The organism is Pseudomonas sp. SW-3 (genome assembly GCF_016615645.1).
Lineage (GTDB): Bacteria > Pseudomonadota > Gammaproteobacteria > Pseudomonadales > Pseudomonadaceae > Aquipseudomonas > Aquipseudomonas mandelii.
This window is the reverse complement of sequence record NZ_CP067098.1, coordinates 2,356,915-2,370,053: the sequence shown is the minus strand read 5'-3', so window position 1 is coordinate 2,370,053 and position 13,139 is coordinate 2,356,915. Positions and strand designations below refer to the sequence as shown.

Here is a 13,139-nt window from a genome sequence, read left to right as displayed (position 1 = left end):
GTGAACACCGCAGCTCATTGTGGGCGTGAGCCTGCTCGCGATGGCAATGGATCAGACGCTAAAGAAAACGGCACCTCTCGGTGCCGTTCTGCTTCACACGATCGAGCTATTTATTTACGCGCCGCCTCCCACGATTTCAGCAGTTCGGCATAACTCACGGTTTCACCCTTGGGCTTCTCGTTCGCCAGTTTCGGCTTCGGTGCACCCGGCTGATCGAACCAGTATTGAGCATCGCGCTCCGGGTTCATTTTCGGTGCGCAGGTGGCTTGAGCCTTCGAGCGTTCCAGACGCGCCATGATCGCGTCCTGATCCTTGGCCAGGCCATCCAGCGCCTGTTGCGGAGTCTTCTCGCCGCTGGCCGCTTCCGCGATGTGGCTCCACCACAGTTGAGCCAGACGTGGATAGTCCGGCACGTTGGTCCCGGTCGGGGTCCATTGCACGCGGGCCGGGCTGCGATAGAACTCGACCAGACCGCCGAGTTTCGGTGCCAGGTCGGTCATGGCTTGCGAGTTGATGTCCGACTCGCGAATCGGCGTCAGGCCGATAATGGTTTTCTTCAGCGACACGGTTTTCGACGTGACGAATTGCGCATAAAGCCAGGCCGCCAGTTTCTGCTTCTCAGGCGTGGACTTCATGAACGTCCACGAACCCACGTCCTGATAACCGAGCTTCATGCCCTCTTCCCAGTACGGCCCGCGTGGCGATGGCGCCATGCGCCATTTCGGCGTGCCATCGGCGTTCATCACCGGCAGGCCCGGTTTGGTCATGTCGGCGGTGAACGCGGTGTACCAGAAGATCTGTTGGGCGATGTTGCCTTGGGACGGCACCGGGCCGGATTCGGAGAAGGTCATGCCCGCCGCTTCCGGTGGCGCGTAGGCCTTGAGCCAGTCGACGTATTTCTGCGTCGCGTAGACCGCCGCCGGGCCGTTGGTGTCGCCACCACGGGTCACGCTGGAACCGACCGGGTGGCAATCCTCGACGCGGATGCCCCACTCGTCCACCGGCAAGCCATTGGGAATGCCTTTGTCGCCGGCACCGGCCATGGAGAACCAGGCATCGGTGAAGCGCCAGCCGAGGGACGGGTCTTTCTTGCCGTAGTCCATGTGCCCGTAGACGCGCTTGCCGTCGATTTCCTTGACGTCTTCACTGAAGAACTTGGCGATGTCTTCATAGGCCGACCAGTTCACCGGAACGCCCAGTTCATAACCGTATTTTTCTTTGAATTTCGCTTTCAAATCCGCCCGCTCGAACCAGTCGGCGCGAAACCAGTACAGGTTGGCGAACTGTTGGTCAGGCAATTGATAGATCTTGCCGTCCGGTGCAGTGGTGAACGAAATGCCGATAAAGTCCTTGAGGTCCAGGGTCGGCGAGGTGAAGTTCTTGCCTTCATTGGCCATCAGGTCGGTGATCGATTCGGTCTTGCCGTAGCGAAAGTGCGTACCGATCAGGTCCGAGTCGTTGACCCAACCGTCATAGATGTTTTTGTCCGACTGCATCTGGGTTTGCAGCTTTTCCACCACGTCGCCTTCTTGCAGTAAGTCGTGGGTCAGCTTGATCCCGGTGATTTCGGTGAAGGCCTTGGCCAGGGTTTTGGATTCATATTCGTGGGTCGCGATGGTTTCCGAAACCACCTTGATGCTCATCCCGCGAAACGGCTCGGCGGCCTTGATGAACCACTTCAGCTCTTCGAGCTGCTGCTCTGGCGTAAGGGTGGACGGCTTGAACTCGCTGCCAATCCATTTCTTCGCGGCGTCTTCGTAGGCATCGGCCCAGGCCGAAGCGCTCAGACCGCTGAGTGCCAGCATGGCTGCCAATGAAATGCTATGTCGCAGCTTATTGTTTTTGTCGAACATAGAGACCTCCTGTTTGGTTTTCGGAGCAACATTGCCGATCGATTTCGACTAGCCCCAACGCATCACAGCCAACAGCCACACCAGGGACAACGCGAACGCAACCCAGATGCTCCAGTCGGTGACGCCGATTACCAGCAAATGCAGGTAGGCGCTGCCGAGAAGACCGATAAACAGCCGATCGCCACGGGTGGTGGCAATCGGCAAGAAACCACGCCGAGGGACACTCGGCGAACGTAATTCCCAGGTCGTCATGCCCGTCAGAATCAGGCCAATGACAATGAAGAACGCCGCAGTGGGGACCGTCCAGCTCATCCATTCCATCATCAGCTCCTCAGACCCGGCCCAGGGCAAAGCCCTTGGCCACGTGGTTGCGAACAAACCAGATCACCAGCATGCCCGGCAGAATGGTCAACACCCCCGCCGCTGCCAGCACGCCCCAGTCGATGCCCGACGCCGAGACCGTGCGGGTCATCACCGCCGCGATCGGTTTGGCATTCACCGATGTCAGCGTTCGCGCCAGCAGCAGTTCGACCCAGGAAAACATAAAGCAGAAGAACGCCGTGACGCCGATCCCGGAACCAATCAGCGGGACGAAAATCTTCACGAAGAACTTGGGGAAACTGTAGCCGTCAATGTAGGCGGTCTCGTCGATTTCTTTCGGAACGCCGGACATGAAGCCTTCCAGAATCCAGACCGCCAACGGCACGTTGAACAGGCAATGAGCCAGCGCCACGGCGATGTGCGTGTCGAACAGACCAATCGAGGAATACAGCTGGAAGAACGGCAACAGGAACACCGCCGGCGGCGCCATGCGGTTGGTCAGCAGCCAGAAAAACAGGTGCTTGTCACCGAGAAAGCGGTAGCGCGAGAACGCGTAAGCCGCTGGCAACGCCACGCTCAGGGAAATGATCGTGTTCAGGCTCACGTAGTACAGCGAGTTGAGGTAGCCGTTGTACCAACTCGGATCGGTGAAGATCACCTTGTAGTTGGCGAAGGTGAAATCCTGGGGAAACAGCGTCAGACCGCCGAGGATTTCAGTGTTGCTCTTGAAGGACATGTTCAGCAGCCAGTAGATCGGCACCAGCAGGAACAGGATGTAGATCAGCAGTGGAATGAGCTTTCTTTTACTCATGGCAGACCTCAGCGGTTGGCGTCAGAGTGAGTCATGGCGGTGTAGAACAGCCAGGACACCAACAGGATGATCAGGAAGTACACCAGCGAGAAAGCCGCCGCCGGGCCGAGGTCGAATTGCCCTACGGCCATCTGGGTCAACGTCTGACTCAGGAAGGTCGTGGCATTCCCCGGACCACCGCCCGTGAGGACGAAGGGCTCGGTGTAGATCATGAAACTGTCCATGAACCGCAGCATCACGGCGATCAACAGCACGCTCTTGAGCTTGGGCAACTGGATGTGTCGGAAAACTGCCCAGGCCGAGGCCCGATCAATCCGCGCCGCCTGGTAGTAGACGTCCGGAATGGCCCGCAAACCGGAAAAGCACAACAGCGCCACCAGCGACGTCCAGTGCCAGACGTCCATCACCAGCACCGTGACCCAGGCGTCCATGGTGTTCGCCGCATAGTTGTAGTTGATGCCCATGGCCTTGAGGCTGGCACCGAGCAGACCGATGTCCGCACGACCGAAAATCTGCCAGATGGTGCCGACCACGTTCCACGGGATCAGGAGCGGAATCGCCAGAATGATCAGCACCAGCGATGACCAGCGGCCCTTGGTCGGCATGGTCAGGGCGATGGCGATGCCCAGCGGGATTTCGATCAGCAGCACGCAGGCGGAATAGATGAATTGCCGCAGCAGCGAGTCGTGCAGGCGCGGATCAAGCAGCACCTGTTTGTACCAGTCGGCACCGACGAAATAGCGACTGGACTGGTCGAAGATGTCCTGCACCGAGTAGTTGACCACGGTCATCATCGGGATCACCGCACTGAACGCCACCAGCAGAAACACCGGCAGGACCAGCCACCAGGCCTTGTTGTTCTGCACCTTGTTCATGGCTGCACCTCCAGAAGGTAATCGTCCGCATAGACCATCAACCACTGCGCCGGGAAGCTGATCCAGGCCGTGCCCTCCGGTACCGGTTTGTCTTCGGCCAGGCGCACTTTCAACGGCGCACCGTCGAGGTTCAGGGTCATGATCTTGTAGGTGCCGAGGTCTTCGACGTGTACGACTTGTGCCTGCATCGCGTCATCGAACGGCTCATCCCACACGTGCACGAACTCCGGACGGATGCCGACCTTCAGGGTTTTCCACTCGGACTCGGCGATACGTTTCTGTTGTGCGTCGGATAAAGGCAGATGCGTCGAAGCAAAACCGACGCCGCCCGGTTGTGGCTGCACCTCGATCAGGTTCATCCCCGGGCTGCCAATGAAATAGCCGACAAAGGTGTGGGTCGGCCGTTCGAACAATTCGCGCGGGGTGCCGAACTGCACGATCTGGCCGCCGTACATCACTGCGATCTTGTCGGCGAAGGTCGACGCTTCGAGTTGATCGTGGGTGACGTAGACCATGGTGATGTTGAACTGCTCGTGGATCTGCTTGAGCTTGCGCCGCAGTTTCCACTTCAGGTGCGGGTCAATCACCGTCAGCGGTTCATCAAAGAGGATGGCCGAAACGTCGTCGCGGACCAGTCCACGGCCCATCGAGACTTTCTGTTTTTCGTCGGCGGTGAGGTTGCGCGCCTTTTTGCTCAGCAGCGCCTGGAGGTCAAGGACCTCGGCAATTTCCTGCACCTTGCTGTGAATTTTCGCCTCGGCCATGCCCTGATTGCGCAGGGGGAAGGCCAGGTTGTCGAACACCGTCATGGTGTCGTAAACCACCGGAAACTGGAAAACCTGGGCGATGTTGCGCTTCTCGGGAGTCAGGTCGTTGACCACTTTGCTGTCGAACAGCACTTGGCCCTGGGACGGGCTGAGCAACCCGGAAATGATGTTGAGCAGCGTCGACTTGCCGCAGCCCGAAGGCCCGAGCAAGGCATAAGCACCGCCCTGTTCCCAGACGTGGTCCATCTCGCGGATCGCGTAATCCTCGGGGCCGGTCGGCGTGCTGGTGTAGCTGTGGGCGAGGTTCTGCAAACGGATTTCGGCCATCAGGCAACCCTCGCGATACGGCGACCGGGCGCCTGGACCAGCCGCCCCTGCGCATCGAACACAAACAGTTTATGGGTCGGGATATAGATGCGGATCGGCGCATCGACGTCGTATTCGTGGACGCCGGGCAAGTGCAGCACCAGCAGGAAATGCTCGTTGCGCACGTGCAGGAAGGTTTCCGAACCGCTGATCTCGGCGACCTCGACGGTCACCGCGAGTTCGAGGTCATCGTCGTTGCTCGGCACCAGTGAGATATGACTTGGGCGCACGCCAAAGCGGAACTCGCCCTCGCCCACCGGGCGCAAATCGACGTTCAACGGGAAGTGCACAAAATTGGCGAAGCTCACTTCGTTACCGGCAATCCGTCCCGGCATCAGGTTGATCGGCGGCTCGGAGAACAATTCGGCAGCCAGCACGGTTTTTGGCTGGTGATAGACCTCGGAGGATTTACCGCTCTGGACCACCCGGCCTTCGTGAAGAATGGTGGTGGTGCCGCCAAGGGCCAGTGCTTCGTTGGGTTCGGTGGTGGCGTAGATGGCGATGGTGTGCCGGGCCTTGAACAGCTCGCGCATTTCCTGGCGCAGTTCTTCGCGCAACTTGTAGTCGAGGTTCACCAGCGGCTCGTCGAACAGAATCAGCTCGGCATCCTTGACCAACGCCCGGGCCATCGCGGTGCGCTGCTGTTGGCCGCCAGAAAGCTCCAGCGGATAGCGCTTGAGGAATTTCTCGATGCGCAGCATCTTCGCGGTTTCCAGCACTTTGCTCTGGATCAACTCGTTGGAGACACCGCCCTGGCGCAATGGCGAAGCGATGTTGTCGAAGACGGTCATGGTCGGGTAGTTGATGAACTGCTGATAGACCATCGACACGTTGCGCAAACGCACCGGGCGTTGTGTGACATCGACACCGTTCATCAGGATTCGGCCGCTGTCGGGCTTGTCCAGGCCCGCCATCAGGCGCATCAGACTGGTCTTGCCGGACAGCGTGCGCCCGAGCAAAACGTTGAAGGATCCGGGTTCGAAACTCAGGCACGCATCGTCGATCCAGGTCTGGCCCTCGACGGTACGGCAGACGTGCTCCAGGGTTAATGACATGGCTCGGCCTTTTTATTATTTGGAGTCAAGCGACCCAGGCTGTAGAGCGAGTTTCATGCCAGAAAATGCAAGCTATTGATCTGCTTTGAAAATGTTTGAAGTGATGGCAAATCAACGTTCGTTGCTGAACAGAAATGAACAACGGCGACTGAACAATTGAACAATCCAGCCGTTGACAATGAACAATAGTGAACAACACTCTACGGATGCTTTTTGCCTTCCCGCGAGCAAAAACCTGTGGGAGCGAGCCTGCTCGCGATAGCGGTGGATCAGTCGACATCAGTATTGACTGACCCACCGCTATCGCGAGCAGGCTCGCTCCCACAAGGGAATACCTATAACAACAATAAAAGCGTTATTCAGAGGCTGACTGTCATGGCCGCACCTGCCCCCGTTTTGTCCCACGACACCATCATCCAGGACTCCTGGTCCCGTTGCCGCGCGTTCGGCCTCAATCATCAAAGCGCACCGGCGTTCGATCAGTTGCCTGCCGATGGCATCGCCCAGTTGCTGGAAAGCCAGCATTCGCTGGTGCAGACCACGCACCAGGAAGTCCTGCCGTATTACGAAAACATCCTGAGCAATTCCAATTGCCTGATCATGCTCGCCGACAATCAGGGCCAGGTGCTGACGTCCTGGGGCACCCAGCGCTTCATCGAGCCGAGCCTGACCCGCGGCTTTAGCGCCGGGGCCAGCTGGATGGAGCGTTGCAGCGGCACCAACGCCATCGGCACCGCCCTCGCCTGCGAGCAGGCCGTGCATATCGAACACGATGAACACTTCCTGAAAGCCAACCGCTTCATGACCGGTTCCGCCGCGCCGATTTTCGATGCCGAGCGCAAGGTAATCGCGGTGCTGGACGTGTCCAGCGACAGCTACCTGCCGCCGTCCCACACCCTTGGCATGGTAAAGATGATGAGCCAGACCGTGGAAAACCGGCTGATCCTCAACCTCTTTCACGGCCAGCATTTTCAACTGACCTTCAACACCGGGCTGAACAACCTCGACAGCCAATGGGCCGGTTTGCTGATCTTCGATGAAACCGGCCAGGTGCTGTCGGCTAACCGCCGGGCAGACAATCTGCTGGGCATCAGCCTGTCACGGGTCAGTGTCGAGAGCCTGTTCAAGGTGTCGTTGCTAGAATTGCTGAACCAGCCGGAAGGCCTGCCTTTTGCGTTGCAAGCCTCCGGGCGCAACCGTTTTCAATGCTTGTTGAAGCGGCCGAAACAGGTGTCGATTCAGGCTCGACTGTTTTCTGAGGCCAAGAGCGCGGAACCGGCGGCGACCATGCCCGCCGCAATCAGCCTCAGCACCTTGCATTTCGGCGACAGTCGCGTGGAAAAAGCCGTGCGTCAGGCCGAGCGTTTGCTGGAAAAAGATATTCCGCTATTGATCCACGGTGAAACCGGGGTCGGCAAGGAGGTCTTCGTCAAAGCGCTGCATCAGGCCAGTTCGCGAAGCAAACAACCGTTCATTGCCGTCAACTGTGCAGCGATCCCCGCCGAACTGGTGGAGTCCGAGCTGTTTGGCTACGAGAAAGGCGCGTTCACCGGCGCCAATCAGAAAGGCAGCATCGGACTGATCCGCAAGGCTGACAAAGGCACCCTGTTCCTTGATGAAATCGGTGACATGCCATTGCCGACACAAGCTCGCCTTCTAAGGGTCTTGCAGGAACGGTGCGTGCAACCGGTGGGCAGCAGCGAGTTGTTCCCGGTGGACATCCGCATCATTTCCGCGACCAACCGTTCGTTGCGCGAGCAAGTGCAGCTCGGGCGGTTTCGCGAGGACCTTTATTACCGAATCGGCGGTTTGACCCTGGAATTGCCGCCGTTACGGGAACGCACAGACAAACAGGCGCTGTTCAAGCGCTTGTGGGAACAGCATCGCGAGCCATCGCAGTGGGCCGGGTTGAGCCGCGAGGTGATGGAGTTGTTCGGCCGTCATCCGTGGCCGGGGAATTTAAGGCAGGTCAGCAGCGTGATGCAGGTGGCGCTGGCCATGGCCGAAGAACAACCGGTGCGGCCGGAGCATTTGCCGGATGATTTTTTTGTCGATCTGGAGATGGAGCCGGTGGATTCGCCGGAACCGCTGGCGGTGGATTTGAATGATGCCGAGGATTTGAACCGGTTGTTGCAGGCGGCTGGGGGGAATATTTCGCACCTTGCCCGGCGTCTTGGCGTTAGCCGCAATACTCTTTACAAGCGGTTGCGCCAGGCTGATTGACGAGTGAGCACTCGTGGCTGGGGCCGGCTGGAGACCCTTCGCGGGCAAGCCTCGCTCCTACAAGGTCGCGTCTTTCGACAATATTGTGTACGACGCGACCTTGTAGGAGCGAGGCTTGCCCGCGAAGGCGCCAGATCAAACACCACATAACCTCGCGGACTGCCCAAAAACAAAAACCCGCACAAGGCGGGTTTTGTTTTGCGGCATTCGAAGCAGTCAGTCAGCCAACCGCCAGGTCGTGCCGCCCTTCCCGTCTTCCAGCACCACGCCCATCGCGGTCAACTGGTCGCGGATACGGTCGGACTCAGCCCAGTCCTTGTTGGCACGGGCAGTCAAACGCGCCTGAATCAGCGCATCAACCTCAGCCGCATCCACGCGCCCTTCAGCGCCGGCCTGCAAGAAGTCATCGGCCTCAAGCTGCAGCACGCCCAGCACGCTGGCCAGTTCCTTCAAGCGCGCCGCCAAACCTGCCGCCGCATTGAGATCGCTCTCGCGCAGACGGTTGATCTCGCGAACCATCTCGAACAGCACCGCGCAGGCTTCCGGCGTGCCGAAGTCGTCGTTCATCACCTGGGTGAAACGCTCGACGAAGGCTTCACCGCCAGCTGGCGCCACGCTCGGCAGGCCTTTCAACGCATGGTAGAAACGCTCGAGTGCGCCTTTGGCGTCCTTGAGGTTGTCTTCCGAATAGTTGATCGCGCTGCGGTAGTGGCTCGACACCAGCAGGTAACGCACGACTTCCGGGTGGTACTTTTCCAGCACGTCGCGAATGGTGAAGAAGTTGTTCAAGGACTTGGACATCTTCTCGCCATTGATGCGAATCATGCCGCAATGCATCCACGCGTTGGCGTAGGTCTTGCCGGTGGCCGCTTCGCTCTGGGCGATTTCGTTTTCGTGGTGCGGGAATTCGAGGTCGCTGCCGCCGCCATGAATGTCGAAGGTCTCGCCGAGGCAGCAGGTCGACATCACCGAGCACTCAATGTGCCAGCCCGGACGCCCGTCGCCCCACGGCGAAGGCCAGCTCGGCTCGCCCGGCTTGGCGCCTTTCCACAGCACGAAGTCCAGCGGGTCCTGCTTGGACTCGTCGACTTCGATCCGCGCGCCGATGCGCAGGTCTTCGATTTTTTTGCGCGACAGCTTGCCGTAGCCCATGAACTTGGCAACGCGGTAATACACGTCGCCATTGCCCGGAGCGTAGGCGTAACCCTTGTCGATCAGGGTCTGGATCATGGTCTGCATGCCAGCGATGTGATCGGTGGCCCGCGGCTCCATGTCCGGCTTGAGGATATTGAGGCGCGCCTCGTCCTCATGCATCGCGGTGATCATGCGTTCGGTCAGCACGTCGAACGGTTCGCCGTTCTCCTTGGCCCGATTGATGATCTTGTCTTCAATGTCGGTGATGTTGCGCACATACGTCAGGTTATAACCGCTGAACCGCAACCAGCGGGTCACCAGGTCGAACGCGACCATGCTGCGGCCATGGCCAATGTGGCAGTAGTCGTACACGGTCATCCCGCAGACGTACATGCGCACATTGTTGCCATCCAGCGGCTTGAAGACTTCTTTGCTCTTGGTGAGCGTGTTGTAGATCGTAAGCACTTTAGTTTCCTTGAATCACTGGCCCCACGAATCACGCAAGGTCACGGTACGGTTGAATACCGGAGCACCTGGTTTCGAGTCCTTGATATCCGCGCAGAAGTAACCTTCGCGCTCGAACTGGAAACGGTCTTCCGGCTGTGCATTGCCCAGCGAGGGTTCAGCACGACAACCGGTGAGGACTTGCAGCGAGTCAGGGTTGATGTTGTCCAGGAAACTGGCGCTGTCTTCGGCCTTCTCAGGGTTCGCAGAGCGGAACAGGCGATCGTACAGACGCACTTCGCACTCGACGCTGGCCGCGGCCGGCACCCAGTGCACCACGCCTTTGACCTTGCGGCCTTCAGGGTTCTTGCCCAATGTTTCCGGGTCGTAGGAGCAACGCAGTTCGACGATGTTGCCCTCGGCGTCCTTGATCGCTTCGTCGGCGCGGATCACGTAGCTGCCGCGCAGACGCACTTCGCCGTTCGGCTCCAGGCGCTTGTAGCCTTTCGGCGGCTCTTCCATGAAGTCTTCACGGTCGATGTAGATCTCACGGGCGAACGGCAGGACGCGCATGCCCATGTCTTCTTTCGGGTGGCACGGCAGTTCGAGGTTCTCGACCTGGCCTTCCGGGTAGTTGGTGATCACGACTTTCAGCGGACGCAACACGCACATGGCGCGCGGGGCGCTGTGGTCGAGGTCGTCACGGATGCTGAATTCGAGCATGCCGAAGTCGACCACGCCGTCGGAACGGTTGGTGCCGACCATTTCGCAGAAGTTGCGGATCGATTTCGGCGTGTAGCCACGACGACGGAAGCCCGACAGCGTGGACATGCGCGGATCGTCCCAACCGAAGACGTGCTTTTCATCGACCAGTTGCTTGAGTTTGCGCTTGCTGGTGATGGTGTAGTTCAGGTTCAGACGGCTGAACTCGTACTGGCGCGGCTTTGCCGGAACCGGCAGGTTCTCGAGGAACCACTCGTACAGCGGACGGTGGCTTTCGAACTCCAGGGTGCAGATCGAGTGAGTGATGCCTTCGATGGCGTCCGACTGACCATGGGTGAAGTCATAGTTCGGGTAGATGCACCACTTGTCGCCGGTCTGGTGGTGATGGGCGTGACGGATGCGGTACATGATCGGGTCGCGCAGGTTCATGTTCGGCGAGGCCATGTCGATCTTGGCCCGCAGCACGCGTGCGCCGTCCGGGAATTCGCCGGCACGCATGCGGGCGAACCAGTCGAGGTTTTCTTCCACGGAGCGATCACGGAACGGGCTGTTCTTGCCCGGTTCGGTCAGGGTGCCGCGGTATTCCTTGGCCTGTTCAGGGCTCAGATCGTCGACGTAGGCCTTGCCGGCCTTGATCAGCTCGACGGCCCAGTCGTGCAACTGGTCGAAATACTGCGAGGCATAGCGCACTTCGCCGGACCATTCAAAGCCCAGCCATTTGACGTCGCTTTCGATCGCGTCGATGTATTCCTGGTCTTCCTTGGCCGGGTTGGTGTCGTCGAAACGCAGGTGCGTGACGCCGCCAAATTCCTGGGCCAGGCCGAAGTTCACGCAAATCGACTTGGCGTGACCGATGTGCAGGTAGCCGTTGGGCTCAGGCGGGAAACGGGTGACGATCTGCGTGTGCTTACCCGAGTCCAGGTCCGCCTGGATGATCGGGCGCAGGAAATTGACCGGCACGGCAGGGCCGGTCTTGGAATTCGAGGTAGGGTCGACAGTGGGCTTGCTCATAGGATCCTTGAACGTACAAGTGCGCGGCCAGTTGGCCAAATCAAAGCGGCTGTTAAAACAAAGGGGCTTATCATAGCCGATGCCGTCAAGTCGCTGACAGAGCAGGCCCGAAAACGGCTGCATTTAATCGGATGCAAATGAAAAACAGCCTCGAAATTCGCGCCCGGCACGCTAAACTGCGCACCTTGGCCGACATTGGCCGGACCGGTTGAGGGCTTAAATGCCCCGAAACCCACGAATTCATTGAATGAGTAGTAATCATGACCAAAGTCAAACTGACCACCAACCATGGCGACATCGTCCTGGAACTGAACGCTGAAAAGGCACCGCTGACCGTTGCCAACTTCATCGAGTACGTCAAAGCCGGTCACTACGAAAACACCGTTTTCCACCGCGTCATCGGTAACTTCATGATCCAGGGCGGCGGTTTCGAGCCAGGCATGAAAGAAAAGAAAGACAAGCGCCCAAGCATTCAGAACGAAGCCGACAACGGCCTGCCGAACGACAAGTACACCGTCGCCATGGCCCGCACCATGGAGCCGCATTCGGCATCCGCCCAGTTCTTCATCAACGTGGCTGACAACAGCTTCCTGAACCACAGCGCCAAGACCACTCAGGGCTGGGGCTACGCGGTATTCGCCAAAGTCGTTGAAGGCACCGACGTTGTCGACAAGATCAAAGGTGTTTCCACCACCATGAAATCCGGCCACCAGGACGTGCCAGCAGAAGACGTGATCATCGAGAAAGCCGAGATCATCGAAGCGTGATACTGCTGATTTCAGACTTGCATCTGGAAGAGGAGCGCCCGGACATCACCCGGGCGTTTCTGGATTTGCTCGCCGGACGCGCCCGCTCGACGAGTGCGTTGTACATTCTGGGCGACTTTTTCGAGGCGTGGATTGGCGACGATGCCATGACGCCGTTCCAGCGTTCCATCTGCCAGGCCCTGCGCACCCTTAGCGACAGCGGCACGGCCATATTTCTGATGCACGGCAATCGCGACTTCATGCTCGGCCAGGCCTTCTGCAAACAGGCCGGCTGCACGTTGCTGAAGGACCCGAGTGTCGTGCAGTTCAACGGCGAGCCGGTGCTTTTGATGCACGGCGACAGCCTCTGCACCCGCGACGAAGCTTATATGAAGCTGCGTCGCTACCTGCGCAACCCGATCACCCTGTTCATCCTGCGGCACCTGCCGTTGCGCACGCGGCATAAACTGGCGCGCAAACTGCGCAGTGAAAGCCGGGCGCAGACGCGGATGAAGGCCAATGACATCGTCGATGTCACGCCGGACGAAGTGCCGCGGATCATGCAGGAATTTGGCGTAAAAACCTTGATCCATGGGCACACCCATCGCCCGGCCATCCACAAGTTGCAGATTGGCGAGCAAGCGGCCAAGCGCATTGTGCTGGGGGATTGGGACCGTCAGGGCTGGGCGTTGCAAGTGGATGAGCAAGGGTTTGCCCTCGCCCCCTTCAACTTCGCCCCGCCGCCACAACTCGCAGCCCCCACGAACTAAAAGGCCACCACAGACCCCATTGTGGGAGCGAGCCTGCTCG

The 13,139-nt window shown here is 59.1% G+C and carries 11 protein-coding genes; 3 read left to right on the top strand and 8 right to left on the bottom strand.

Annotation, left to right across the window (positions count from 1 at the left end; translation table 11 throughout):
- Nucleotides 1–110 precede the first annotated feature (110 nt).
- From JIO00_RS10515 to JIO00_RS10490, 6 genes are read right to left on the bottom strand one after another with little or no spacing between them, the layout of a single operon-like run.
- Nucleotides 111–1,853, bottom strand: a complete 1,743-nt coding sequence (locus tag JIO00_RS10515; protein ID WP_010458827.1) for an ABC transporter substrate-binding protein — start codon at nt 1,851–1,853, stop codon at nt 111–113.
- Between the two features lie 48 nt (nt 1,854–1,901).
- On the bottom strand, nt 1,902–2,174 hold the full coding sequence (locus tag JIO00_RS10510) for a DUF2160 domain-containing protein (RefSeq protein WP_010458826.1): 273 nt from the start codon (nt 2,172–2,174) through the stop codon (nt 1,902–1,904).
- Between the two features lie 10 nt (nt 2,175–2,184).
- Nucleotides 2,185–2,985, bottom strand: a complete 801-nt coding sequence (locus tag JIO00_RS10505) for a carbohydrate ABC transporter permease (protein WP_010458825.1) — start codon at nt 2,983–2,985, stop codon at nt 2,185–2,187.
- Nucleotides 2,986–2,993: 8 nt separating this feature from the next.
- Nucleotides 2,994–3,860, bottom strand: a complete 867-nt coding sequence (locus JIO00_RS10500; protein WP_102595558.1) for a carbohydrate ABC transporter permease — start codon at nt 3,858–3,860, stop codon at nt 2,994–2,996.
- Nucleotides 3,857–4,954, bottom strand: a complete 1,098-nt coding sequence (locus JIO00_RS10495) for an ABC transporter ATP-binding protein (protein ID WP_077748734.1) — start codon at nt 4,952–4,954, stop codon at nt 3,857–3,859. Before JIO00_RS10495 ends, JIO00_RS10500 begins: the two co-directional genes overlap by 4 nt.
- Nucleotides 4,954–6,048, bottom strand: coding sequence for an ABC transporter ATP-binding protein (locus JIO00_RS10490; protein ID WP_200668151.1), 1,095 nt, complete (start codon nt 6,046–6,048; stop codon nt 4,954–4,956). The genes JIO00_RS10495 and JIO00_RS10490 overlap by 1 nt, the downstream gene beginning before the upstream one ends.
- 375 nt (nt 6,049–6,423) lie before the next feature.
- On the opposite strand from JIO00_RS10490, the gene JIO00_RS10485 reads away from it, so the two are divergent.
- The gene (locus tag JIO00_RS10485; RefSeq protein ID WP_154911552.1) at nt 6,424–8,271 is read left to right on the top strand and encodes a sigma-54-dependent Fis family transcriptional regulator; all 1,848 of its coding nucleotides are present in this window, start codon (nt 6,424–6,426) and stop codon (nt 8,269–8,271) included.
- A 216-nt stretch (nt 8,272–8,487) separates the two neighbouring features.
- On the opposite strand, the gene cysS is transcribed toward JIO00_RS10485, so the two are convergent.
- Together cysS and JIO00_RS10475 are read right to left on the bottom strand one after the other, a co-directional pair.
- A complete protein-coding gene (cysS, locus tag JIO00_RS10480) occupies nt 8,488–9,870 on the bottom strand; it encodes a cysteine--tRNA ligase (protein WP_010458820.1) in 1,383 nt (460 codons plus the stop codon).
- 15 nt (nt 9,871–9,885) lie between these two features.
- Nucleotides 9,886–11,583, bottom strand: coding sequence for a glutamine--tRNA ligase/YqeY domain fusion protein (locus JIO00_RS10475; protein ID WP_010458817.1), 1,698 nt, complete (start codon nt 11,581–11,583; stop codon nt 9,886–9,888).
- A gap of 260 nt (nt 11,584–11,843) precedes the next feature.
- Between JIO00_RS10475 and JIO00_RS10470 the strand changes: the two genes are divergently transcribed.
- Entirely contained in the window at nt 11,844–12,350 is a 507-nt protein-coding gene (locus tag JIO00_RS10470; RefSeq protein ID WP_077748732.1) for a peptidylprolyl isomerase, read from the top strand.
- Nucleotides 12,347–13,099: a UDP-2,3-diacylglucosamine diphosphatase gene (gene lpxH / locus JIO00_RS10465; protein ID WP_200668149.1), complete on the top strand. Its 753-nt coding sequence runs from the start codon at nt 12,347–12,349 to the stop codon at nt 13,097–13,099. Before JIO00_RS10470 ends, lpxH begins: the two co-directional genes overlap by 4 nt.
- The last annotated feature ends 40 nt before the right edge of the window (nt 13,100–13,139 follow it).

Excerpts from the sequence above, each read along its gene's own strand:
- JIO00_RS10505 (WP_010458825.1), bottom strand. The coding sequence starts at position 2,985 with ATGAGTAAAAGAAAGCTCATTCCACTGCTGATCTACATCCTGTTCCTG.
- JIO00_RS10500 (WP_102595558.1), bottom strand. The coding sequence starts at position 3,860 with ATGAACAAGGTGCAGAACAACAAGGCCTGGTGGCTGGTCCTGCCGGTG.
- JIO00_RS10485 (WP_154911552.1), top strand. The coding sequence starts at position 6,424 with ATGGCCGCACCTGCCCCCGTTTTGTCCCACGACACCATCATCCAGGAC.
- JIO00_RS10470 (WP_077748732.1), top strand. The coding sequence starts at position 11,844 with ATGACCAAAGTCAAACTGACCACCAACCATGGCGACATCGTCCTGGAA.
- JIO00_RS10495 (WP_077748734.1), bottom strand. The coding sequence starts at position 4,954 with ATGGCCGAAATCCGTTTGCAGAACCTCGCCCACAGCTACACCAGCACG.
- JIO00_RS10515 (WP_010458827.1), bottom strand. The coding sequence starts at position 1,853 with ATGTTCGACAAAAACAATAAGCTGCGACATAGCATTTCATTGGCAGCC.
- JIO00_RS10510 (WP_010458826.1), bottom strand. The coding sequence starts at position 2,174 with ATGGAATGGATGAGCTGGACGGTCCCCACTGCGGCGTTCTTCATTGTC.
- JIO00_RS10475 (WP_010458817.1), bottom strand. The coding sequence starts at position 11,583 with ATGAGCAAGCCCACTGTCGACCCTACCTCGAATTCCAAGACCGGCCCT.
- JIO00_RS10490 (WP_200668151.1), bottom strand. The coding sequence starts at position 6,048 with ATGTCATTAACCCTGGAGCACGTCTGCCGTACCGTCGAGGGCCAGACC.